Annotated in this window: 23 protein-coding genes; 6 read left to right on the top strand and 17 right to left on the bottom strand. The window is 49.0% G+C overall.

From position 1 onward, the window contains the following. Window positions 1-166: 166 nt before the first annotated feature. The 3 genes from ACTRXD_RS14060 to ACTRXD_RS14050 form a co-directional block, all read right to left on the bottom strand. Window positions 167-463, bottom strand: coding sequence for a PepSY domain-containing protein (locus tag ACTRXD_RS14060; protein ID WP_442432426.1), 297 nt, complete (start codon window positions 461-463; stop codon window positions 167-169). Between the two features lie 697 nt (window positions 464-1,160). After that, the gene (locus ACTRXD_RS14055) at window positions 1,161-2,639 is read right to left on the bottom strand and encodes an antibiotic biosynthesis monooxygenase (protein ID WP_442432425.1); all 1,479 of its coding nucleotides are present in this window, start codon (window positions 2,637-2,639) and stop codon (window positions 1,161-1,163) included. A gap of 13 nt (window positions 2,640-2,652) precedes the next feature. Next, window positions 2,653-3,705 carry a cobalamin B12-binding domain-containing protein gene (locus ACTRXD_RS14050; RefSeq protein ID WP_442432424.1) on the bottom strand — a complete coding sequence of 351 codons (1,053 nt, stop codon included), beginning with the start codon at window positions 3,703-3,705 and terminating at the stop codon, window positions 2,653-2,655. A gap of 680 nt (window positions 3,706-4,385) precedes the next feature. Here ACTRXD_RS14050 and ACTRXD_RS14045 point away from each other — a divergent pair. Continuing rightward, the gene (locus ACTRXD_RS14045; RefSeq protein ID WP_442432423.1) at window positions 4,386-4,721 is read left to right on the top strand and encodes a hypothetical protein; all 336 of its coding nucleotides are present in this window, start codon (window positions 4,386-4,388) and stop codon (window positions 4,719-4,721) included. Window positions 4,722-5,300: 579 nt separating this feature from the next. Here ACTRXD_RS14045 and ACTRXD_RS14040 read toward each other — a convergent pair. The 4 genes from ACTRXD_RS14040 to ACTRXD_RS14025 all read right to left on the bottom strand — a co-directional run bounded on the left by ACTRXD_RS14040 (window position 5,301) and on the right by ACTRXD_RS14025 (window position 8,560). Beyond that, the gene (locus ACTRXD_RS14040; RefSeq protein WP_442432422.1) at window positions 5,301-5,849 is read right to left on the bottom strand and encodes a hypothetical protein; all 549 of its coding nucleotides are present in this window, start codon (window positions 5,847-5,849) and stop codon (window positions 5,301-5,303) included. 489 nt (window positions 5,850-6,338) lie between these two features. After that, window positions 6,339-6,581, bottom strand: a complete 243-nt coding sequence (locus ACTRXD_RS14035; protein WP_442432421.1) for a hypothetical protein — start codon at window positions 6,579-6,581, stop codon at window positions 6,339-6,341. Between the two features lie 187 nt (window positions 6,582-6,768). After that, complete coding sequence (locus ACTRXD_RS14030) at window positions 6,769-7,740, bottom strand: nucleotidyltransferase family protein (protein WP_442432420.1); 972 nt, start codon at window positions 7,738-7,740, stop codon at window positions 6,769-6,771. A 10-nt stretch (window positions 7,741-7,750) separates the two neighbouring features. Then, entirely contained in the window at window positions 7,751-8,560 is an 810-nt protein-coding gene (locus ACTRXD_RS14025; RefSeq protein WP_442432419.1) for a metallophosphoesterase family protein, read from the bottom strand. A 456-nt stretch (window positions 8,561-9,016) separates the two neighbouring features. Here ACTRXD_RS14025 and ACTRXD_RS14020 point away from each other — a divergent pair, with 456 nt between their 5' ends. Then, a complete protein-coding gene (locus ACTRXD_RS14020; RefSeq protein WP_442432418.1) occupies window positions 9,017-10,819 on the top strand; it encodes a glycoside hydrolase family 15 protein in 1,803 nt (600 codons plus the stop codon). Between the two features lie 465 nt (window positions 10,820-11,284). Next, window positions 11,285-11,686 (top strand): TraR/DksA family transcriptional regulator, encoded by a 402-nt coding sequence (locus tag ACTRXD_RS14015; RefSeq protein ID WP_442432417.1) that lies wholly within the window; start codon window positions 11,285-11,287, stop codon window positions 11,684-11,686. A gap of 92 nt (window positions 11,687-11,778) precedes the next feature. Here ACTRXD_RS14015 and ACTRXD_RS14010 read toward each other — a convergent pair whose 3' ends face one another. After that, on the bottom strand, window positions 11,779-12,084 hold the full coding sequence (locus ACTRXD_RS14010; protein ID WP_442432416.1) for a hypothetical protein: 306 nt from the start codon (window positions 12,082-12,084) through the stop codon (window positions 11,779-11,781). 867 nt (window positions 12,085-12,951) lie between these two features. Between ACTRXD_RS14010 and ACTRXD_RS14005 the strand changes: the two genes are divergently transcribed. Together ACTRXD_RS14005 and ACTRXD_RS14000 are read left to right on the top strand one after the other, a co-directional pair. After that, entirely contained in the window at window positions 12,952-13,119 is a 168-nt protein-coding gene (locus ACTRXD_RS14005; protein ID WP_442432415.1) for a hypothetical protein, read from the top strand. A gap of 603 nt (window positions 13,120-13,722) precedes the next feature. After that, a complete protein-coding gene (locus ACTRXD_RS14000) occupies window positions 13,723-14,040 on the top strand; it encodes a YtxH domain-containing protein (protein WP_442432414.1) in 318 nt (105 codons plus the stop codon). Between the two features lie 468 nt (window positions 14,041-14,508). Here ACTRXD_RS14000 and ACTRXD_RS13995 read toward each other — a convergent pair whose 3' ends face one another. The 4 genes from ACTRXD_RS13995 to ACTRXD_RS13980 all read right to left on the bottom strand — a co-directional run bounded on the left by ACTRXD_RS13995 (window position 14,509) and on the right by ACTRXD_RS13980 (window position 16,530). Further along, window positions 14,509-14,892, bottom strand: coding sequence for a CBS domain-containing protein (locus ACTRXD_RS13995; RefSeq protein WP_442432413.1), 384 nt, complete (start codon window positions 14,890-14,892; stop codon window positions 14,509-14,511). Between the two features lie 73 nt (window positions 14,893-14,965). Continuing rightward, window positions 14,966-15,121, bottom strand: coding sequence for a hypothetical protein (locus ACTRXD_RS13990; RefSeq protein WP_442432412.1), 156 nt, complete (start codon window positions 15,119-15,121; stop codon window positions 14,966-14,968). Between the two features lie 493 nt (window positions 15,122-15,614). Then, window positions 15,615-16,142: a phosphate-starvation-inducible PsiE family protein gene (locus ACTRXD_RS13985; protein WP_442432411.1), complete on the bottom strand. Its 528-nt coding sequence runs from the start codon at window positions 16,140-16,142 to the stop codon at window positions 15,615-15,617. A gap of 4 nt (window positions 16,143-16,146) precedes the next feature. Beyond that, window positions 16,147-16,530, bottom strand: coding sequence for a CBS domain-containing protein (locus ACTRXD_RS13980; protein WP_442432410.1), 384 nt, complete (start codon window positions 16,528-16,530; stop codon window positions 16,147-16,149). Between the two features lie 188 nt (window positions 16,531-16,718). Between ACTRXD_RS13980 and ACTRXD_RS13975 the strand changes: the two genes are divergently transcribed. After that, entirely contained in the window at window positions 16,719-17,450 is a 732-nt protein-coding gene (locus tag ACTRXD_RS13975) for a hypothetical protein (protein ID WP_442432409.1), read from the top strand. A 100-nt stretch (window positions 17,451-17,550) separates the two neighbouring features. Here ACTRXD_RS13975 and phoU read toward each other — a convergent pair whose 3' ends face one another. The 5 genes from phoU to ACTRXD_RS13950 all read right to left on the bottom strand — a co-directional run bounded on the left by phoU (window position 17,551) and on the right by ACTRXD_RS13950 (window position 22,146). Further along, window positions 17,551-18,240, bottom strand: a complete 690-nt coding sequence (phoU, locus tag ACTRXD_RS13970; protein WP_442432408.1) for a phosphate signaling complex protein PhoU — start codon at window positions 18,238-18,240, stop codon at window positions 17,551-17,553. A gap of 32 nt (window positions 18,241-18,272) precedes the next feature. Then, a complete protein-coding gene (gene pstB, locus ACTRXD_RS13965; protein WP_442432765.1) occupies window positions 18,273-19,067 on the bottom strand; it encodes a phosphate ABC transporter ATP-binding protein PstB in 795 nt (264 codons plus the stop codon). Between the two features lie 104 nt (window positions 19,068-19,171). Next, on the bottom strand, window positions 19,172-20,107 hold the full coding sequence (pstA, locus tag ACTRXD_RS13960) for a phosphate ABC transporter permease PstA (RefSeq protein WP_442432764.1): 936 nt from the start codon (window positions 20,105-20,107) through the stop codon (window positions 19,172-19,174). A 2-nt stretch (window positions 20,108-20,109) separates the two neighbouring features. Then, window positions 20,110-21,063, bottom strand: coding sequence for a phosphate ABC transporter permease subunit PstC (gene pstC, locus ACTRXD_RS13955; RefSeq protein ID WP_442432407.1), 954 nt, complete (start codon window positions 21,061-21,063; stop codon window positions 20,110-20,112). Window positions 21,064-21,147: 84 nt separating this feature from the next. Beyond that, entirely contained in the window at window positions 21,148-22,146 is a 999-nt protein-coding gene (locus ACTRXD_RS13950) for a PstS family phosphate ABC transporter substrate-binding protein (RefSeq protein WP_442432406.1), read from the bottom strand. Between the last annotated feature and the right edge of the window lie 193 nt (window positions 22,147-22,339).

Below are 22,339 nucleotides of genomic sequence, written 5' to 3'. Positions count from 1 at the left end.
GAGAGCCCTTATCTATTTGATTTGGGGATTCCGAAAGAATCATTCAGGAATTGTCTTTCCAAACTAAGAAATGAAGCGAATCATGGAGGGGAATCCCCTTCATGATTCGCTTCATAAAGATGAAAATGTCCTGAAAGTGACGCTTGCAGACTCACAAGGGTCAGGATTAATCTTTTTCAATCTTCACGACTTCTCCTGAATGAGCATCTACATACACTTCTCTGGTTTTTTCATTTTCGTCAATGATTTTAACTTCAAAAACAGTCTTACCCTGTTCTTTTTCTAATTCGACATCCACAGCCTTGCCCTTCACCGTTGTCATGGCTTTTTCCACAGCTTCGACCAGTGTGATTTGCGTGCCCTTCAATAATTCGGCTGGGTCCTCATCGAACAAGGCTAACGCCGAGCTGACCGGCAGAAGACACGTGGCCATCATGACACTGAGAATGAGACGATTCTTCATAGCGGGCTCCTTTGTTGTAATATGATTATCATTTTCCTATCGCAGACCTTCAATGGGAGTATGCCCTTCCCGAACGCCTGTGGCATTAGACAAAAAGGCGTGATCCAACCTGATGTTGTCTGCCTGGACAGATGCCTTTTAAGAGATATTTTGGTCATTTTGTGAGAGGAGACACCCAAAATGGGAGTGTTGAATAATAATGATTTTCAAAGACAAATATGCCCGGGATTAAATTACCCATCAAGACTCCGGGTCGGTTCAAAAAAGCATGCCCTGAGTCTTCCCGAAGGGTCCGTCCAGTCCTGTCCTGAGGCTTCTCGAAGGAAAGGCCGCAGCCGTTTTTCCGCGCGGAGCGTATGCTTAGTACGTGAGCGCGGAAAAATGGCGAGAACGCCGCCGGCGGCTTTTTTCAACAGACCCAAATTTACCCAAGGATTTATGAGTGACTTCGGCACTGAGAACAAACGTGGATGAGGGTGTGGAGTATTGAATATTTGGGCTTTCTGTTGTCACTTGTGTGCAATGTGCGGCAGAGACCCAGTCGGGGATATTTTATAGAGTGCTCAAAAGGGTTCGTTCAACAAATCTGCACTTGCATGGTACGAAGGAGTCGGTGGTCACGACCATTTCGGCCAGGACCCTCATGGCGCACTTTTCCCTACTCCCTGAATCATTCTAAAGGGAGAGGAAGTTATGGCTAGGGGGACAATGGGATCGTGATGGTGATGGTTGTGCCTTTCTGAGGAGAGGAGATGATATCTAAATGTCCCTTTAGGGCCTTAATGCGTTCGCGATAAAAGAAGAGGCCCAGATGTCCAGAATCCTGTTCGCGTTGGCTGACCACTGGGTCAAATCCTTTTCCCGAATCGAGTACCCGGATGAGAAGCTCGTGTTCAGAAGGACATTCCCAATCAATCGATGCGTTCGCGACTCCTGCATGTTTTATGACATTAATCAGCAACTCCCGAACGGTCTTGTAGACCACGATGCTAATATTTTCTGCAACCATCACTGATGGGACGACCTCAGGACTCGACACCGTTAAACCAAAGCGTCGCATATCCGCAATGAGGTATCGGAGTGCGGCCAGTAATCCCTGCTGGTGCAATATGGCGGGGTGTAAATCCGAGATCAGTGTTCGGGTAAATGTCAAGGATTGATCGATGATTCCGTCAACCTCCTGAAGGACCCTTGCATAGGCCGGTTTGATGGTTTCCTGACCAATTTGGGCGAGCTTGAGTCTACAGGCGATGAGCATCTGGGCAAGATAATCATGTAATTCGTTTGCCAGGTGTTGGCGTTCGCGTTGTTCGACAAGGGCCAATTCTACCAACATGGACCGCAATTGTTCCTGATGGAACACCAGATCTTTTGTCCGTTCGGTGACCAGCTGATTTAAATATGAATTATTTTCAGACAGCCGGTTCGCGCTTTTTACCTCTTCTCGCATCTTGACCGTCATTTCATTTTGAATCTGCATGAGTTCCACGAACGCCCGCTGGTTGAACTTTTCCGGTTCCTCCCCGATTAAAATGATCGCCTGAGAAGAGGTTTTCTGGACTAAGCAGTCAAAAGTGTGAGGGTTGTAAGCCGAATCGATAAAATTGAGCTGGATCCGCTCGTGGGAGTTTGAAATCCCAATGTTAAGAACATTCTGAAGGCGATATTGGTCCGTTGTGGTGAGAAAATCCCAGATGGTTTTGGTATCAAATTCTGTTTTGGGTATGTTGAGTTTACCCAGCAGGACGTCGTTATAGACCTGAATTCGTCCATCAGGACTGATCACACAATACACGATGGTATCTGTTTGATTCAGAAACGCTTCAAGGAGCAGGATGGAATCACCAAGAAAATCCTGAATTTCACCTTGGTCTTCCCGGTGAGGGAGACGTTCCAGTTCAAGGATTTGAGTGACCGTCGGATCCAACTTGAGGCCCTGGGGAAGCATGTTGTGGGAAAGGCGATGTTCGGGACTTTTATGCCAGGCGTGAAAGGTTTCACGATCGGTCCAACGCGTGACCAGGTGGAAAATACTTGGATCTGTGGGAGGGGTATACACTTCTATTCCTAAGAATCCGGGCACGGTCTCTACCAACCTGGGTCGTTCTTGAAAGGCTTTGGCCACGTCCTGTTCCAACCCGTTTGCGACCTTAAATCGTGATATGACAAGCACCATTATTGTGTGTCCATCATGCCAAAAGGGTCGTTAAGGAGCGTAAATCGTGCGCATACCCATCTGCTCCGATTTCTCGAAAGACATCGGGGAGTGACCGGAATGCCGATCCGCCAACAAGGATGCGAGGGGTGTGCTCCGGGAGAAAATGATTTCTGATGTCTTTGATCAAATCTCTCACAGTCGGGACCTTGAGAACCATCGTCGCGGAAATACCGACAAGTGTGGGTTGGAATTCCTTGATCATGTGAAGGATTGCCTGATGAGGAATATTGACACCTAAAAACCGGATATCCCATCCCCTCGCTTCGAGCAGGTCCGCCACCATGTGGGACCCCACTTGATGGAGTTCGCCTTCCACACCGGTGATAATCCCTTTCCCTTGAAACGGTTGTGCAGGTTTAACGCAGGAATAGAGATTGGCCATCACATATTGGGTGATGGCCGTCGCCACGTGTTCCTGGGCGACCGAGATACGATTGGATTCCCAGAGCCTGCCGATTTCATATAAGGATTCTTGAAAGAGTTCTACATACACATCGGAGAAAGAGTCGGTCATCGAAAACGCTTCAATCGCAATCGTTTTGGCAGCATGGCGGTCTCCGGCCAAAAGGGCTTGAAGAAAGACTTCCTGATGCAGTGTTAACGGAGAACGGGGATGCGTGACGGTAGGAGCTTCTGATAATGGGGACTCATGAGGGCTCTCTCTTAAATGGGTCCGCACGACCGTTTTTTCCAAATCGGTAAGATGGGGTTCTAATGCCTGAGAGATGTGGTTCAAAAACTTCTGGAGTACACTCCGGGGAATATTTCTTGCCTGAAGCACATTGGTTGTCCAACGTACGTATTGTCTGAAAGTATCCTCCGTTCCAAATTCAATGGCCGTTCTGAGAAAAGTCAAGTGGTAACGGGCGTCGGTGGCACAGTGTACCTTCCCTGATTCTCCATACGCATCTGTCTCGGGATAGTGTTGGAAGAACTGCGTCGTCATGACCTCAATTACATCCCCTTCAAGGAACTTCAATTTTTCTGCAAGCCGGTGTCGGTCTTTACTGGGGACGTCTTTCATGAAAATGGAGGCAAGACCATGGAAATGATAGATATCTCAATACGTTACGCAGATAAGGAAAATACGAGAAAGATTGAAAGAGTGAATGGTGCAGGTTTACGAGTCATGCCAGGCAAAATGGTTCAAGGCCGGTAGTTTAGCTCTGCAGGACAACATGTTCGACCAGACGTGGGGTGATCATCAATACTTGCGGATGGCTTTGAAATGAGAAATTTTGTGTAGTGGAATGGTGGGGCATATGGAACAGACAGGATAGCAAACGATCGATTGAAGAGTGCTTCAGGAGGGTGATTAAAATGATCTGCCAATTGTTGAAACCTGTCCCAGGATGTTCGAGGGTCCACTGATTCGCAACAAGTCCACGACTCAGATCCGTGTGGGCGATACCACCCACACTCAACCAGATTGGTTGCAATGATGAGATCGACCATCCGCGCTTTTTGAAAAGGCGGAAGGTAGACAGATGTGCATGAAAAAAGTGGGACTCTATTGTCTTTATGACTTCCGATACCGGTAAGGATCCACTCGTTCAAACCAGCTCTTTGCATGGATATAAGCCCGTTGTAAATGGAAAGTTTATCTAGTGAGGAAGAGCAGATTTTCTTTCATAATGACCGGAGTTTCATCGGCCATGGTGGGCCATGGCTGTTTGATTGATCAAAAATTGAAAGGAGGAGCTCATGCAAAAACAGAAATGGGTCAATTCATGTGTGCGTGTTATGGCGATCTTGTTTGTGGTGGCATCGGGCGTGATTCCTAATCATATTCATGCCTCAGAACCTGACCAAAAGAAAATTGCGCCTGTCGCGGCCGGAGTAGTTGAAGGCCGCGTAATTGAAGCAGAAGAGTTGACTCTTGTGATCGAAAAAGCAAACGGAGAAGTCGTTCGCGTTCCCATGCCGGGAAAAAGCGGGGAATCTTCTGCCGACTTTGAAAAAGGAGATTATATCGAGGTAGCCATATCTCCTGAGGGAATAACGACTTCTGTCAGAAAGGTTGCTAAAACGGAAAACTGAGAGACATAATAGGGGAAAATGTATACGAGACTAGGGAATGTTGGAGAAGCCGGCCATGAAATAAAAACAAGCTCCGTTGCTTGGAAGAAAGTGAGGTTTTCTTGATGAATGCCGTCTGCGCGCATCCCCCATGTTCATGCCAGAATTCCGAGGGTGAGGAATACTGTTCGGAAGAATGTGCAAATGTGATTACCGCGCCGGTAGGCAAGTGTCGGTGTGGTCATGACGGTTGTGAAGGTTATTTAAAGTATCGAGAAGCCTCGTCTTAAGCGTCTTCCAGCTTTGCCAGGCGCAGGGAAGAGTTGGCAGTCAAGAATCCGGTTCTCTGTTGGGACAAGAAAGTCTCAAGGTCGGTGGGTTCTGTCAAGGCAATGCATGATTACCGCTTTTAAGCTCTTCTCGATTGGAAAGAATTCCTCGCGCATCATACAGCCCAAGACCAATCAGCCCAATATCTTTGCGAGGTTGCGGATCATAGGTTATCCCCAAAAAGCTTGGGAGCCATTTTTAAGCTGCCTCCTTTGCTCATTTCTGCGAGGAAGCTTAATCTTTTCAATGGCAAACTTTGAAACAGTCATGCTATTCGGGCGCAATGAATGTGGTGGAGGACTGGGATTGCTTTGAATTCTCTGCCAGAGGAGTTGATGGGAGACTCTGTTCGACCTGAGGCGAACAGGGCATTTGAAACAGTGCAAACCGGCCCCCCGATTGGGTTGGAGAATGGTTGTCTTCTATTCGCGTATACCACCACCGGCCTTCTGCCTGATTGCCGGACGGTGATAAGCGAAGATCAAACTTACCTTCGCGATCGTTTTTGATTTGATACCATTTGCCATGCCATCGGCCATTTTCCAGCGTGGTTGTTATCAAACGTCCCTCTTGCCAATCATACACGCCGTGGCCTTCCCGATTGAGTGTTAAGCAGTAAGCACCGTTTTCATCGCGGTATTCCCATGTTCCGGCTAGATCCGATTTCTTCATTGAAGCCGGCTGCAGATCTTGACCCGGTGCATGCACCTGAGGTTCCGGAGGGTTGGTTCGACAGCCAAAGAACACAAATTGAAGTAAAAGAAAGACGCCTATCATTTTCCATTGGCGCAAGTGGACTGTTTCTCGATTTTTTATCATGATTCGACCTTCTATTTTCTTCACTAGGGTTGAAAAGCCACTACCGTTATTCAACATCGCTCTGCCGGATAGCCGCGCATTTTTCGGAAGCACCTTTTGCCGTAGAATTCAGGGAAGGACGCCCGGAAAAATTACGCGGTGTTCTCATTGCTCCACGATTTCCGTTATTAAATGCCTTCTTTCATGATATCCATGTTTATTTTTATTCATACAGCTCGAATTATGACATGGATATGAAAAGGCCTGCATGGACAAAAGCCTTTAGTGAATGGGAGAAATATCCAAAAGAATCGAGCTGTACGCGAAGGCAAGGAAGGGGTAAGGCGTGAAATGTCATTGCGCAAAAGTAGGAGCCAAAAATTCCTTAGACAGGGGAAATACCCAGTTAGGTAGATTTCTGATGTTTCACCTTAACTTAAACGGTTGTAGGTCACCTGATGTTTGAAAGGTTTGAAGGAAAGTCTCCACCAACCCCACCCGTGATTTTTATTAATTTAAGCACAATCTTTCGTTTGCTTGATTGTTTGGCCCGTACCCTGTAATTGCTGTCCGTGACTCACTTTTTTTATCTTCCCAATTGCCCTGGGGGGGATGTTTTTCCTGAATAATTCCTTCCCGAAGCCGGTGGTTTTCCTCCACCACTTGAGAAAGTTCCTTGATAAGTTTTCGATTTTGTTCCTGAAGATATAAAATTTCCTGCTCTAATTGCTCGATATTTAAGAAATTCATCATCGTCTCCTCCCTTTTGGGTTCCACGTTCCCCAATTTTGAAAATTTACGCCAGCCTCCTCTGTCCATGACAGAACCTGGCCCCTTTTTTCATCATATCAGGTAAGTCAAAACAAGGAGGAATGATGCTGAGCAGACTTGGCTCACCGAATGCGGAATTGAACTTGACAAGGAGATTGCCGAGTAATCTTTAATCAGATGAGGCCGGTGCTCTGGATTCTTCTGCATCGGAGAGTCTGAATGGAGTATTGGAGGCCGGACCCGAGGTTCCGGTCCACCATTGTGTTTGCGCGGGATTCTCTTTTTTCATGGTTTTCGTTATGCCCCAAATGTCATGTTTACTCATTTTTCCGATCGGATTCAGCCGGGCATCCCGATACTTCCATGAATGAATCGGGATGACATATTGTTCCCAGGAAAGAAGAGATCCATAACATACTCTGGATGTTGACAAAGCGGGCGCTCCGGCAAATTTGTCGGATAGTCTTTCCCAGAGATCCCGCCATACCCAATTGGGGATTTTCCAGGTCTCGCCGGGATACACAAACGAAAATATGGTGAGGTGACTCAGGAGAAGCTCCCAATGTGTCTCAAAACGTTTAAATAATCGAGCCCAATCGAGCCCGGGGCCGCAGGCATGAAACAGATGAATGATGTCCGCTCCATCATACCGATGACGTTCCATCACAAAAGCTTTCGTCCAAATCATTTCTTCTGGAGGGGTGAGACGGATCGGCCAGCTCTCCCACGTGGCATAAGGGGCATACCGAAACCATTCCTCATCCACATCACACAACCCGTTCCCTGAACTGAAAATCATATCGACAAACAATTCATTTTTGGAGACCTTGCCCAGCCAATGACGATAGGTTGTTTCCGTTCGATAACCCGCTTTTTTCATGGCTTTCATCACTTCAGGATAATCATGAGGGTAGACAAAAATGTCGATATCTTTTGTGTGGCGTGCGATACCGGTTAAGGCGGCCAACGCATAAGATCCGCCTAATAGAAAGGAAATGTTGGACTTCAGGAGGAATGACAGCACGTCGGTGTAAAACCGGCGGTAGGAAGCTTTCCGGGCCAGGTCGGGAACCGAAAAAGAAGTCTGAATGGTTGTGCCATCGCAGATGGATGGTGTGGGGTTTGTGTACCTTGGAGCCATCGATTAGATCTCATTTATGATGATCGACAGGGGTTGTAACTTTGAGAGGATGCACAAAAAATGGCATCCTGGCAGGATTCGTCTGATGAAGCAGGGGCATTGCTACATTCCAGACGGGTATGTGATTCCTGGTTCTTCCTTCCATCTTTCCATGATGTGCATGCCCATGAAACAACAAATTTACCGGATAGCGCATCAGTATCTCTTCAAACATGCTGGACCCAAGAAACGGGATAATTTCCTTGGCTTCCCCTTCAACGGTTTCCCGAATTGGGGCATAATGTAAAATCGCCACACGTTGAGTACTCTTGGATTGTTTGAGGGCATTTTCAAATTTCCGAGCTTCCCGTCGGGTCTCCTGGACGAATTCCTTCATGATTGCTTCACCCCATGGCTGCAACGCATATTCCCCAAAACCCCCTCCGAATCCTTTCACACCGATAAAGTCGACTCCGTTGACCGTATGAAATGTGCCATCAAGAATGATGATTCCGGCTTCTTCAAATACCTCCCGTATGATATCGGCCTTTCCTTGTTCATGATCATGATTGCCCAGGACTCCAAGTACGGGACAGGAAAAAATTTGTAGACACTTCAATAAGGTATTCGCCTCCTCTGGATCGCCATGATGGGTCAAATCGCCACATAACACCACCACATCCGCTTGTTCTTTCATTTCGTTACAGACCGATTGTAAGAATTCCGGAGAAATATAAGAACAATGCAGGTCACCCACTGCCGCAATCCGCAACACTGATTCTTGTTTGGCCAGATGGTTATCCGTGGATTCCGGACTGGAGACCTGTGAAGACCGGACCACGGGCCTACTCTGAGAAAGGGGCTTCGAAGACATGCCTGAATTACATCAGAAAGATGATCCATCTGCACCTGGCAAAGACCCTGGGAGGAATATTATTTCCCAGGACTAGGGTTCTTCCCAGTGGGGAAAAAATTTTTCCCCTGTTAGTATCTTAATTTTGATTAGCTGGTTTTTGAATTATAAAAGCAGGGAGATGGAGATGTTCTGGTAAGCGGATCAGGCGTTGATGTGATCATTCTAGGAATCGTCATCACGCAAGAGCAGTTAAAACGTTTTCGGCAAATGGGGCGAGCCAAGGCCATGTGTGGCGGACATTGGGAAAACCTTATGCTGGGCCTAAGGCCTTCTTTCCATCGGAACAATGCTCCTTATCCTAAGCCTATCCATTAATGACAGGCATCACAGCATGGAGCATTATTGCGGATCAGGCTTGCTCGAAGAAGGGAGAGGACATCGTTGATACGTTATCCGCCTATCGAACACCATGGCGTCATCGGGGATCTGCATACGGTGGCGTTAGTGGGGATGAACGGTTCGATCGATTTCATGTGTTTTCCACGTTTTGATTCCCCCACCATTTTTGCCTCCTTGCTGGACCAACAGCGTGGTGGAGAATTTTCTATCCATGCCGTACGTGATATCGGCCAACGAAAGCAACTTTACTTGACGGACACCAACATTCTCTTGACGCAATTGTCTGCCGAAGAAGGGATGGGCGAAATTTCCGACTTTATGCCTATTGAAGAGGCCGGGCAGATTCATAATGTGATTCGTCGTGTGAAATCCGTCCGGGGACGAATGCAATACTGCATGCGGTGCGCCCCGAGGTTTAATTATGCCAGCGCGACTCATTCCCTTGAACAGCATCATGACAAAGAAGTGGTGTTTATTTCCCATGGTCCCGATCAGACTCGCTTGCGACTTCGCGCGTCCATTCCTATACATGTGCACGATCAGGATGTCATTGCGCAATTCACCCTCAAAGCCGGGGAGCATGCCACCTTCATTTTGGAGGATGCCGGCAATAGTGAGCAGTCTGTCGCGTCCAATCCGGAGGATGTGTCGGACGTCTTTAAAGCCACGATGAATTTTTGGCACAACTGGTTGGCCTCCTGCCGGTATGAAGGTCGCTGGCGAGAAACCATCCATCGTTCCGCTTTGATGCTGAAATTGTTGACCTTCCGTCCGAACGGAGCGATTGTGGCTTCCCCCACATTTGGGCTTCCGGAAATCATCGGTGGAGAAAGGAATTGGGATTATCGGTACACCTGGATACGAGATGCCGCTTTTACCGTGTATGCGTTTTTGCGCCTGGGTTTTATCCAAGAGGCCGTGGCTTTTAACGAATGGGTGGAGGATCGCTTTAGCCATATGAATGGACAGCATCCTCTCCAGGTCATGTATCGGATCGATGGTAGTACGGATCTACCCGAACAGACCCTACCAAACTTGAGTGGATATAAAGGATCCTCACCGGTCAGGATCGGCAATGCCGGCCACGAACAGCTTCAACTCGATGGATTGGGGGCACTCATGGATTCCGTCTACTTATCCAATAAATATGGGAGACTAGTCTCCTATGATTTTTGGAAAAGTCTCGCCCATCTGATCGATTGGGTCTGTGAAAACTGGCAGGTTCCGGACCATGGTGTATGGGAATTTCGCGGGCAACCTCGTGAATTTTTGTATTCCCGCTTGTTCTGTTGGGTGGCCGTGGATCGTGGAATACGGTTGGCAAAAAAACGGTCCTTACCTGGACCGATCAAACGGTGGGAACAGGTTCGGGATGAAATTTACCATGAAGTGATGCAAGACTTCTGGAACTCAGAATTGAAATGCTTTGTTCAATCTAAGGGCAGTCAAATTTTGGATGCGTCAAGTCTGGTGATGCCATTAGTCAAATTTGTCAGTCCGACGGATCCCCGATGGTTACTGACGCTGGAGTCTATAGAATCCCATCTTGTCGAAGATTCGCTTGTCTATCGGTATCGCGAAAAGAATCAAGCTCTGGGTGCTCTTTCAACGGAAAATGGAAGTTTTTCGATGTGTACGTTTTGGTACATTGAGTGTTTATCTCGCGCCGGAGATATCAAAAAGGCCCACTTTCTGTTTGATAAAATGTTGGGCCATGCCAATCATCTTGGATTATTCGGCGAAGGTTTAGGTCCCGGCCTGGCGCATGTGGGGAATTTTCCTCAAGCTCTGACGCATTTGGCCTTAATCAGCGCGGCATATGATCTGAACCGGCGTATGCAATAACCTGTCTCCTTCCTGCCGGTTCGGCTATTGGGTTGCCTGAAACATGGCCCGGCTCTCACACCCCTTATCCGGTATAACGAAAGATCCCGACAGGAGTCTTGTGAATCAGGCAGGAGAACGGTGTTTGCCTCTGTCCTATTTATGCTAATGGACGGGCTGAATTTACAGTGGAATTCATGGGTGATTTGCATATGGGATGTAGTCAGACTCAGGAAGGATATTCATATTGCACGAGTTTCAGTCTCTTATCACCCTTGGGGGAAAAAGAATGAGCGGGACCTGGAGGCATTCTCATGGAGCCTCAAGTGTATTATCAGGGTAATTCTAGGGTTCCTTGCAGTGTTCGGATGAACAGAAAACCATTACATTCCGGTGAAGTTTTTTTATGCGCGATGAATTATAGGGTTGAGACGGCACGTATCGTTAGCAATACCACAATGTTCATGCCAGCAAGGAGTTACCGTTATGAAGGAGATGGCTCACGAAGTTATTTCTGAAGGGCGCAACGAAGGACTACGGCAAATGCTGTTAGAGAAGAAAAATGAGGTTCAAAAACAAATTGATGATCTGATTCTCCAGCGTCGTGAAGAACAGGAACGGTGGCGAGGGGAACCGGCCATGGATGATCAGGATATGGCTTACCGCGATAGTTCAGCCGATCAACTCCTTTCTTTACTGGAAATCCGTCACCGGATGAGAGTGACCCTTGATGAAGCCTTGATCCGCCTTCGGGAAGGGGCCTACGGGTTTTGCAATGAATGTGGAGAGCCGGTCAGTGATGCCCGCCTCAAGGCTTTACCGTTCGCAAAAACCTGTTTTGACTGTCAAAATGTGATTGAGGAACTGGAAAAAGTCGCACGAAGTTAGGATGTACCCCCTTTAACAGGAAGAGGGGGAGATGAGTCGTAGCCGGGGCTGAACGAACTTGCTTGGGAATCTGTTTGAGGAGCGTTTGGAATTTAGCGGTTCCGTCTCTGGAGGGCCACCCCAAAGGTCGGCCGGGGACGAGGCACCCGCTCCGCTGGCGAAGGGGGATCCAACACTTCCTTCTGGTTCTTTAAGATCACCGGATCAATCACATTGCCGCATTGTATGCAGTGTTTGGTGGTGATCCATAATTCTCCTCCGGGGTTGGCGACATCCAAACAATGTCCCTTAATCAGGAGACCTCCACATCGATCGCAGGACGATTGATTCATCATGTGGGCAATTTCCCTCTCTATGGGATGGTCATCACGAGTGGGTTTTTTTGTCGTCTGTGGCATAACACACCTCTTCTCTCGTTAAGCACATGGGTAGGGGGTTGGACTCCCAAAGACATAAAATTGGAGATTCGGTTGCAAATCTGATGTCACCCTAAAGTGAAAACACCTTCATGACAACTGTATATATCCCTGGTTTTTGGGTAATAACTCCGAACTGAAATTCCGCCTGGTGGGGGAAATCCTGGTTTCTTGAGCGAAGAAAACACCAGTTTGTACTGACTAGACCTTAGTGCATACTTTTCCTGATTGGGGAAAATCTCATTTAATACTTTATGTTTGATGCCGATCGATCATTTCTCCCCCTCACTCTTCTACTATTGGCCTTGCAGGTTTTCCCGGCGCTCTGTTTTGATGATACAGGTTTAGACCTTTCTCTGGTCAGTTATCTCAAATCGGGTATATTCACGAGTTCAGATTTGGTCTTACTAGGAGGGGAGTGTTGAATAATAAAGATCTTCAAGGGCAAACTTGCCCAGGATTAGATTTCTCATCAAAGGCTCCGGGTCGGTTCAAAAAAGCATGCCCTGAGTCTTCCCGAAGGGTCCGTTCAGCAAGGCCGCAGCTGTTTTTTCGCGCGGAGCGTACGCTGAGTACGTGAGCACGGAAAAATGGCGAGAACGCCGCTGGCGGCTTTTTTCAACAGACCCTAGAAGTGATTGGTGCCTATGTGGCAATTAATCTTATCTGCTCCTCTATTTGATTAGGTGGTGTTACGGAGATGTCTTTTCGACCTTCCCGCTCAGAATCGTTCATTCAAGGCATGAAGCGGATTGTGAACGAACACATTGACCTTGCGTCGGAGGAACTGGACCGTCGTCCTATCGATCCGATCACTGTGCCACATCAGGTGCGGAAGGGATGTAAAAAATGCGAGCGCGTTTTCCTTTGACGAAAACCGGGATGAAAAGCCGAAAAACCTATCAACGGGGAAATAGACGTTTGAGAAATGCGGCCCGCATGATGCACGACATCCGTGACGCTCAAGCCATGATCAACACCTATGATCTAATCAGCACTTCAAAGACCGGAGACTGACCGGGGGGAATTCGGTCCAATCCCGCGACGGTTTTCTTCCCGTTTTGAAAGTCTGTTGCACAAGAGGTCTTCCCTTGAGCGTTCGTCTCTGAAAATTCAAACCAGTCACAGGGCTGCTGTCGGAACACTCACATACATCCCAACGTATCATCCGGGAAGATCGATATGTCTACACGGAGTGTTGAGGAATAAAGATGTTCAAGGGCAAATTTGCCCAGGATAAGATTACTCATCAAAGGCTCCGGGTCGGTTCAAAAAAGCATGCCCTGAGTCTTCCCGAAGGGTCCGTCCAGCAAGGCCGCAGCCGCTTTTTCGCGCGGAGCGTACGCTGAGTACGTGAGCACGGGAAAATGGCGAGAACGCCGCTGGTGGCTTTTTTCAACAGACCCCTTCACGATTCTCTGTGACTGACATTTTTCCGGAGGGTGCTCTTCTGGACTTCTTCCCGAAGATCCGACCGGATTTGTCCGTTCACAGAAAAGTTGCTTCATGATAATTATCGAACAGATCACATGATTCCAGTACGAACCGTTCCATGGTTCAAGCGGGGCATGTTGTATTCCGATCTTTTTTTACCCACTAAAATTTAACCGAGGAAACTCCATGAAACAATATGACAGAGATGCCGCACCAGTAAAAATGGTCAGTGTGTTTATCACGGGGATAATCATTGGAACCGTGGCGACCTTTTTGTTATGTCCGCAATCCGGGCGGGAATCACGTGGTCAAATTCGTGATTATGTCCGTCGAAAAGGAGAGGATTTGAACGATCTGCAGGAAAGAACCGTTGAGACATATCAAGACATTGTGTCCGGGACCCGGAAGGGGTGGGAGGACATTCAGGAGACGATCCAAGAGGCAGTACATGCTGGAATGGATGAATTTCGTAAGGAGTTGAAAGATATAAAAAGCAAGGCATAGAGGTTACGTACAAATCAATCAAGAAGGCCATCCCGTTGGACTGTTGCAGCTTGCAGCCACTAAGTGTACTGGTTTCTGCCCGCTGTAAGTCAGCTCTGCCCAGGTTGGAAACGAAATCCAATATTTAATCTTAAAGTCCCGCTATCCTCCCGTATTCCCAAAAAGGGGCGCGGTTTACTCCCTGGTTCCATGAATTACCTAGGCACAAAGCAGGAAGTCTAAAGGCCGGTGGTGTAGCGTTCCTAGCGCAATTGTCGATCTACCAATTTGAGTGCTGTCGATCCCGATCATCTCAAATTTCACCCGGCCTTCAGGGAGATTCACCACAAATTCGGTACGGTCGTGTCGCCCTTTGCCCTGCACCCGGAGAGTGGGTCCGTTGGGGCTGATTGAAAGTCCTGCGCATTTGTGTTGGCCGGGCTTCAATGTGTGATTCCTGGAGGGTGGAACCAGTGTCAGTTGGGAATATTAGAATTCATCGATGGCCACTGGGTGCAGGAGGTCGCGAACCGACACGATCCCGACAATGGCATATTGGTGGGTGACGGCCAGATGGCGGATGCCGGATCGATCCATCAAATCCGCCGCTTCGAATATCGGCGCGTCTTGATCAATGCTGATCACGGGAGCGGACATAATAGTTTCAACCGTGATTCGGTCAGGCGACCGGTGGGCCGAGACCACTTTGCGGACAATGTCGGATTCGGTGATGATGCCCACAATATGTCCGTTTTGTTTGACGAACACGCTACCGATGTGGCGAATCCGCATCAAGGTAGCTGCTAGAGATACGAGGTCCCCGCAATTCACTGACGCGAGATCCTGTTTCATGAGTTCTTCCACTCGAATCATAGGTATGCTCCTTTTGTTATCACATTCATTAATAGGAAGATTTGAATTTCCTCGTCTTACTTGAGATCGATGGTTAGGCTACCAGGGAGAATTTCCCCTTCGGACCCTGTCCATGCAAAATCGGATAGCACAGGCGTGGGCGTTTGGGAAGATGGAGAAGGGTGCGAATGCCGTAAAGGAGCGGCTGAAGGAGTATCAGTATACCCAGAGTAATGACCATAAGTTTCATAGTGTGTCTCCTGCTGAATGTGGTGTGTCATCGGTGATTGCTTCTTTCAGTATCATGACAGAGTGCTGTTACCATGGAGTTTCCGAATCGTTAGCAGCCGGTAACATTTCATAATGTCTTGGTAAACCGGTGCTATTGACCACTATGTCATCAAGTGGGAACCAACAACCGTCGGAGGCAACGATTCGGGGAAAAAGGGTGTGCTTCTCATTTGTATAAAGAGGGTGTGGATGCATGGGCTCGCATGCTCCGCGGTGTGGTGAATTCGGAATTGTGGCCTGAAGGTGGTTTTGTTCTGTAGGGTAAGGCGATTCAACGAACGATTCAAGGGCTGTCTTTATTTTTCGCCTCTTACCTTGCATTGGCGAAATGGTGCCTGTGGCATTACTTGAACGAATGCTTGATTACAAGGTTGCGACAGGACTGGATAGCGATGCAGTTTAGACTTTCATTCCGTTGCGAAGGGTGTGGGAAATGTTATGCTTGCGTGAGATTAATGAGATTTTTGGGTTGGTGCCCATTCCGGGGTATTTTCGGCTCGCGTCGGTGACCATTGAACGGCGACCACCCGGATAATGGCCAATACCACTAATATTCCACCCAGGATCATCCATTGCTCCAGATGGGCTTCCGAAAACCATTTCGAGATAATTTCGGTAAGCATGACTACGAGAATCGTATCGACAATAAACGTGACTTTGACTCGGCCCTCAGAAAAATAGGTGACGGTGGTTTTAAACACCTCGACAATCGCAAGAATAATCAATGTGTCTACGATGAGTTGACGAAAGACGTGTTCAATGGGCTCCGTGAAAAGGGCTTCTAAATTCATGAAAATTCTCAGGACGCCTCCAGCGAGCCCTACGAGGATGGTAACAATTAATAGGCTCAGGACGGCTTTGATGCCTTTCATCCAGAAATGAGTCAGGTCGGCTTCCAACGCTTTGGCCAGCCACGCAGATGACTGTTGAAAGGAGCCATTAAACAGGGAAGGATCGGTAGGCGGTATCGTGGATTTCATGGTTTTATAATTCATCCTTTGCAACAGGAGCTAATAAATCACGAACCGAAAGCATCCCGAATACCTGGGACTCATTGCCTACCACCAAATGTCTTGTGTGAGCCGCCTGCATGATCCCGGCAGCCTCAAAGATCGACTCCGATTCATCAATCGAGACAAGGGGGCTACTCATAATTTCTCCCACCTGGATATACTCTGTAGGGAAGTGGAAGGCCACGACCTTTCTCACAATATCGCTTTCCGTCACGATGCCTACGAGCTCTTCCCCGCGCTTCACCAACAGGCTTCCGATTTTGCGAATTCGCATCAGGTTGGCGGCGACGGATACCGCTTGGTTGAACTCCACACAGGCCAGTTCTCTTGTCATCAACTGTTCAACTCGTACCATGTGTTCTTCTCCTTTGTTAATATGTAGGTTCATGATGGAATGTACCGCTTTGGTATTAAATTTGCGCCGCAAGTGTGTGACGCATGTGTAACATTTCGTCTCCTCCCCTCCTTTTGCGGTGGAAGTCTAGGGTAGAATGATTCGGAAAGGCAGGGGGTCTGATTATGTTTGATTGGAGGCATATCGGTATGAAACGATCGGCAAGATTGATGGGACTGATGGTGGTGGGGAGTATCTTTCTGGGAGGGTGTCAGACGCCCCAGTTTCAAACGTTAAAAATTTTAGACAGTCCCAATCGTGTGGTGGCGTTACAGGCCATGCGGGATGCCTATGACGGAAAAGGCTATGATCATCCCGTGTCTATCACGAACGAGGAAATGATCCAAATTTTGGAGGGGGTCCGGGCAGAAAAAACCGGTCTATTCAGCTCTTCGTCCTCCCAGAGTTCCGGGGCTCATCGGGTATTCAGCCCATCAGAGATTCAATTTTTTGCTCCTCTGATTGTCAAAGGATTGAGTCAAGCCACTCCGGAAGAGATGGTTACCTTCTTTGAAACGGCAGAAATCGAAACGGATGATCTTGAAAAGAATTTTGCAATCACCACCTCGGGCGGATTCTATGTAGCCGGGGGGAATTTTCACGTTGTCGTGAGCAATTTTTCCGTTAAAACCCCGCTCTGGCAGGATACGCAGAGATCGAAGTATGACGTAGATGCGATTCGCACCAACTCTCTCGAGCAATTAAAACCTCAGCCCGGTCTGCTCGTCTTTGAGCCGCGGGAGTTTTTGGTGGAATCTCCGGATGGAGAAATCGGGGGCTTTTTAAAAGGCAAACCCTGGCAGGCCGCCATACGGTATCGTGAGTTTTTAAGCCATTCTAACGCTACCCAGATACACAAGAGTCAAGGGAAATCCGATTAAGGTCTTTCCTCACACCTGCGTCCTGCGGTGGTGAGGAAAGCCTTCTCTCGGATTCTGAGGTCTAAAGGGTCCCTGGGTGTAGTGTGTGCGTCTACTTCTTTTATAGCAGTTCACTGATTTTTGGACGGGGGCCTTGCAAGGGAAGTCCGGTGACCATTAAGTATATTTCCTCCGCAATGTTGGTCACATGATCGCCGGCCCGTTCCAACCCCTTCGCGATAAATAATAGCTGGATTCCGTCTTCGATGTTTCTGCTCTCCCGGTTCATCGTGCTGAGCAGATGCTGAAACAGGTTGGCATAAACGGCATCCAATTCTGCGTCATCCGCCCAGGCGACATTGGCTAAGGGGGCATTTTGGTGGATGTAGGATTCCGTGACCTGGGACAACATGGATTGAATGCGTGTTCCCATCCATTGGAATTGTTCGATCAATTCAGCAATATCGTGCTGTGACAAATGCCGGCTGCGTTTGGCGGTATTTTTCGCGTAATCCCCGATCCGCTCCAAATGGATCGCGATGCGCGATGCCGCCAGAATGGCCCTCAGGTCGTCAGCCATGGCCTGTTGCCTCGCCAGGGTGCGGGTCGTGTGGGTATGGATTTTTTCTTGAAGGGTATCGGCAATACGGTCGTTGGCAATGACCTGCTCCGCCAGGGTGGCATCGTTCTCCACCAATGCGGTCACCGCGCGGTGCAGTTGTTCCGATACGTGGTTTGAGAGCGCCACAATCTCCTGCCGAAGGCTGTTCAGGTCTTCGTCAAAGATGCGTAGAGTGTGTTGGTTGTTCATGATGATCCTTTCAAAACAGATGTTCCACCGGTTTACCCAAACCGGCCGGTGATATAATCCCGCGTCAGTGTTTCTTGCGGCGTGGTAAACAGTTCTCCTGTTGGAGCGAATTCGATCAGTTTGCCCAGATGCATGTAGGCGGTAAAGTCCGAGATCCGGGCTGCCTGCTGCATGTTGTGGGTGACGATGATCACCGTGAACCGATGGCGAATTTCCGTAATCAGATCTTCGACCTTGGCGGTGGCAATGGGGTCCAATGCCGAGGTTGGTTCATCCAGTAAGAGAATTTCAGGTTGTGGGGCCAGGGCTCTGGCTATACATAATCGTTGTTGTTGTCCCCCAGAGAGGCCGTAGGCCGATTGCGAGAGGCGATCCTTCACTTCTTCCCACAAGGCCGCATCCCGTAAGGCCTGTTCTACCCGGTCGCTCAAGAGTTTTTTGTTCTGAACGCCCTGAATCCGGAGGCCGGCCGCCACGTTTTCAAAGATGGATTTGGGAAAAGGATTGGGCTTTTGGAAGACCATCCCGATTCGAAGTCTGACCATGAAGGGATCAAGGTCGATGAGATTGTGATTTTCAGGAAACAGACAGATTTCTCCGCTATACCGGTTGCCCGCATAGAGATCATGCATACGATTAAACGACCGGAGGAGGGTGCTTTTCCCGCACCCGGATGGACCGATCAACGCGGTGCATTTCCGATTGGCAATCGACAAGGTGATTTCCTTTAGGGCTTGGGTTTCACCATACCAAAAACTGAGTTTCCGAACTTCCGCCGCCAGCGATTCCCGTTCGGTGTTGGTTGTGGGGGAGGCGTTGAGCGACATTCGCGTGACTTGCTCGTCATGAGAAATTTTCTGTGTCATAGGCGTGGTTCCTTAATTCGGCTCAGAGGTCATTACCCTATATTCATCTGGGACATCACGGCTGGCTAACGAACCTGGCGGCGTAAATGATAGCGCAACCAGATGGCTATTCCATTCATTGCCAACGTCATCACCATCAGAATGACACCGGCCGCTGCGGCATTGATATGAAATTCTGCCTGGGGTCGTGAGACCCAATTGAACATCTGAATAGGCATAATGGTAAATGGACTTTCGAGCCATTCAAAATTGATAAACGGAGGACTGGCCTGAAGTGGTGAGGGAGGTAAAAAGGCGATAAAGGTCAAGGCCCCGATGGTGATGACCGGTGCGGCTTCTCCAATCGCTCGAGCCAAACCCACGATGGTTCCGGTCAAAATGCCAGCCCGTGCAGCGGGCAGCACGTATAGACGAACGGTCTGCCATTTGTCGGCACCCAGCCCATAAGCGGCTTCCCGCAAATCGAGGGGGATTCCACGAATGGCTTCACGGGTGGCCACGATAATGACCGGCAAAATCAGTAATGCGAGCACCAGCCCCGCCGTCAGGATCGTCTCTCCCAGCCCGAACCCATGGATGAACAGGCCAAGCGCTAATAACCCGTAGATGATGGAAGGTACCCCGGCCAGATTGCTGACGTTGATTTCAATGAAATCCGTGATCCAGTTGCGTGCAGCATATTCTTCCAAGTACACGCCTGCTCCAACCCCCAGCGGGATCGCAATGCCGGCCGTGACGAGCATGACCAGGATTGTGCCGACCCAGGCAGAAACAATTCCTGCTTGAAGGGGATGGCGTGAGGGAAAGTTGAGGTAGAAATCCGGGTTCATGAGTCTGGGCCATCCGTTCACGATCAGATCGATGACCACAGCCGCTAATAAGCTCATCGCGACGATCAATACCGAAATGCCGATGCCGGCCATGACCAGGTCGGTTCGGCGGTTGGCATCAACAATGCGGCCCAAATCGGGAATAATCGTCTGGGACACGTCGGCTTTCATCATTAGTACACCTCCTTAAAGCGTCGCCGAAGGAAGAACCCGATCAAATTGAAGGTGAGTGTGATGACAAACAACACGATTCCAGCGGCAAACACGGATTGGTAGGCGATGGAGTCATGAGGTAAATCCCCCATGGCCATTTGTACGATGTAGGCCGTAATCGTTGCAGCCCCTTCGGTGGGATTGAAAGAAAAATTGGGATTTTGTCCGGCCGCGATGGCGACGACCATGGTTTCGCCCACGGCTCGTGACATGCCAAGAATAAATGCCGCCGTAATGCCGGAGAAGGCGGCAGGGACCACGACCCGCATGGCGACCCTGAAGCGAGAGTACCCTAAGGCGTATCCGGCTTCGCGCAGGCCAGGCGGCACTGCACGCATGGCATCTTCGCTGACTGAAGCTGTGTAAGGAAGAATCATGATTCCCATGACGATGCCGGGTCCAAGCATGTTAAACCCTTCCAAGCCGGGAATGAAGGTTTGCAGGAGCGGGGTAAAAAAGAGAAGGGTGAAATAGCCATAGACCACCGTCGGCACCCCTTCGAGTAACTCGAGAAAGGGTTTGACCGTTTCCCGAACTTCCCTGCGAGCATATTCGCTGAGGTAAATGGCCAAGGCCAATCCCGCCGGAATAGAGACGGCCAAGGCAATCCCTGCTACGGTGACCGTCGCTGAGACCAGGGTCATGACCCCGAAGCGGGCATTCTCAAAAACGGGAGTCCACTGTGTGTCTGTCAAAAAGTCCAGTAGAGGGACCTCGGCAAAGAACCCCATGGATTCCGTGACCAGGACATACACAATCCCTAACGTAACAAACACTGAGGTCGCGGCTGCGACCAAAAGACACCCGCCGGCTAAAGAGCCCCATAAGGCACGGCGGCGGAGGAAACCTTCACTGGCGCGTAAGGGAGATCCCGAAAAATCAGCGGGGCTTGAGGAAGATGGTAATGTTGGCATGTAATGTCAGCTCCAGATGAAATGCCATTTTCCAGGGGCGCTAGCCGCCCCTGGAGAAGGCCGTCCCAATTGTTCAGATTTACCTTACTGAGGAACCCTGGCCAGCAAATCTTCGATTCCTACGCCGACCTCAGCTCCATGGAAAACCGTACCGGTAAGACCTTTCGTGAATTTGTCCAAAGCCATCGTGTAGGCTTTTGCGGGCAACGGCACGTATCCGACTTCCCTCACGAGGATTTGGGCATTCTCGTTGTTCAAATAAAACTCAATGAATCGTTTGACATGCGGTTTTTGGTTCACCGCATCTTTATTCACATACACAAAAATGGGCCGCGATAGAGGTTGATACGTGGCATTTTTGGCATTATCCACCGATGGCCCCACGGGTTTCCCGCCTTTCCATGAAATCGGCACGGCTTTGAGTTTTCCCTTGTTTTCCTCGTAATACGCCAAGCCGAAAAATCCCATGGCATTGATGTCATTCGTGACCCCTTGAACCAGGACGTTGTCGTCCTCACTGGCGGTAAAATCTCCCCGGGAACTTTTTCCATCAACGATAGCCTCGACAAAATAATCGTACGTGCCGGAATCGGTTCCGGCACCGAACAGTTTCAAAGGTCGGTCGGGAAAGCTGCTGCGAATTTGATTCCAATTCTCCACTTTGCCCTGAGCCTCAGGTTCCCATGCCTTTTTCAACTCCTCCACGGTCAAATGATTCACCCAGTCGTTTTTGGGATTCACCACGACCGTCAACGCGTCCAGGGCGATTGGTAACTCGATATAGGCAATTTTGTTATCCCGGCACAGTGTAATTTCCGACTCCTTAATTGGACGGGAAGCGTCGGCGATATCCGTTTCGCCCCGACAGAATTTTTTAAAGCCGCCGCCCGTGCCGGAAATGCCAACGGTCACCATTGTTTTCCCTCGTTCGGCCTTTTGAAATTCCTCAGCCATCGCTTCCGTAATTGGAAAGACGGTGCTGGATCCGTCTATTTTGACCAGGTCGCGGGCTGACACCGTGGAAACCGATGCGGTAATGGACAGCGCGATGACCGTCATGGCAAAGTGGACTGGAATTTTCATGTGAACCCTCCCTAAGCATTAGTGTGAAAAATTTGTTTGGAACGATATAAAATTTTTTCTTGAAAGATTTGCAGCACGACCATCTCAGGAAAAGATGACAAGTCCATGACATTCACGTTACCACCAGGTTAATTCTTGCTGAAGAAAGACATGTCCTTCATAAAGAGGTGGTTTCTTTTGGAACGCGGACTGG

It is taken from the genome of Nitrospira sp. T9 (genome assembly GCF_052156535.1).
Taxonomy (GTDB): domain Bacteria; phylum Nitrospirota; class Nitrospiria; order Nitrospirales; family UBA8639; genus Nitrospira_E.
Note: the sequence above shows the minus strand (reverse complement) of the source record. Positions and strands in the feature narration are given on the sequence as shown.

What these genes read in the sequence shown, in the direction of transcription:
- ACTRXD_RS14060 (WP_442432426.1), bottom strand. Translation starts at nt 463, where the DNA reads ATGAAGAATCGTCTCATTCTCAGTGTCATGATGGCCACGTGTCTTCTG.
- ACTRXD_RS14055 (WP_442432425.1), bottom strand. Translation starts at nt 2,639, where the DNA reads ATGGTGCTTGTCATATCACGATTTAAGGTCGCAAACGGGTTGGAACAG.
- ACTRXD_RS14050 (WP_442432424.1), bottom strand. Translation starts at nt 3,705, where the DNA reads ATGAAAGACGTCCCCAGTAAAGACCGACACCGGCTTGCAGAAAAATTG.
- ACTRXD_RS14045 (WP_442432423.1), top strand. Translation starts at nt 4,386, where the DNA reads ATGCAAAAACAGAAATGGGTCAATTCATGTGTGCGTGTTATGGCGATC.
- ACTRXD_RS14040 (WP_442432422.1), bottom strand. Translation starts at nt 5,849, where the DNA reads ATGATAAAAAATCGAGAAACAGTCCACTTGCGCCAATGGAAAATGATA.
- ACTRXD_RS14035 (WP_442432421.1), bottom strand. Translation starts at nt 6,581, where the DNA reads ATGATGAATTTCTTAAATATCGAGCAATTAGAGCAGGAAATTTTATAT.
- ACTRXD_RS14030 (WP_442432420.1), bottom strand. Translation starts at nt 7,740, where the DNA reads ATGGCTCCAAGGTACACAAACCCCACACCATCCATCTGCGATGGCACA.
- ACTRXD_RS14015 (WP_442432417.1), top strand. Translation starts at nt 11,285, where the DNA reads ATGAAGGAGATGGCTCACGAAGTTATTTCTGAAGGGCGCAACGAAGGA.
- ACTRXD_RS14010 (WP_442432416.1), bottom strand. Translation starts at nt 12,084, where the DNA reads ATGCCACAGACGACAAAAAAACCCACTCGTGATGACCATCCCATAGAG.
- ACTRXD_RS14005 (WP_442432415.1), top strand. Translation starts at nt 12,952, where the DNA reads ATGCGAGCGCGTTTTCCTTTGACGAAAACCGGGATGAAAAGCCGAAAA.
- ACTRXD_RS14000 (WP_442432414.1), top strand. Translation starts at nt 13,723, where the DNA reads ATGAAACAATATGACAGAGATGCCGCACCAGTAAAAATGGTCAGTGTG.
- ACTRXD_RS13995 (WP_442432413.1), bottom strand. Translation starts at nt 14,892, where the DNA reads ATGATTCGAGTGGAAGAACTCATGAAACAGGATCTCGCGTCAGTGAAT.
- ACTRXD_RS13990 (WP_442432412.1), bottom strand. Translation starts at nt 15,121, where the DNA reads ATGAAACTTATGGTCATTACTCTGGGTATACTGATACTCCTTCAGCCG.
- ACTRXD_RS13985 (WP_442432411.1), bottom strand. Translation starts at nt 16,142, where the DNA reads ATGAAATCCACGATACCGCCTACCGATCCTTCCCTGTTTAATGGCTCC.
- ACTRXD_RS13980 (WP_442432410.1), bottom strand. Translation starts at nt 16,530, where the DNA reads ATGGTACGAGTTGAACAGTTGATGACAAGAGAACTGGCCTGTGTGGAG.
- ACTRXD_RS13975 (WP_442432409.1), top strand. Translation starts at nt 16,719, where the DNA reads ATGAAACGATCGGCAAGATTGATGGGACTGATGGTGGTGGGGAGTATC.
- phoU (WP_442432408.1), bottom strand. Translation starts at nt 18,240, where the DNA reads ATGAACAACCAACACACTCTACGCATCTTTGACGAAGACCTGAACAGC.
- pstB (WP_442432765.1), bottom strand. Translation starts at nt 19,067, where the DNA reads ATGTCGCTCAACGCCTCCCCCACAACCAACACCGAACGGGAATCGCTG.
- pstA (WP_442432764.1), bottom strand. Translation starts at nt 20,107, where the DNA reads ATGAAAGCCGACGTGTCCCAGACGATTATTCCCGATTTGGGCCGCATT.
- pstC (WP_442432407.1), bottom strand. Translation starts at nt 21,063, where the DNA reads ATGCCAACATTACCATCTTCCTCAAGCCCCGCTGATTTTTCGGGATCT.
- ACTRXD_RS13950 (WP_442432406.1), bottom strand. Translation starts at nt 22,146, where the DNA reads ATGAAAATTCCAGTCCACTTTGCCATGACGGTCATCGCGCTGTCCATT.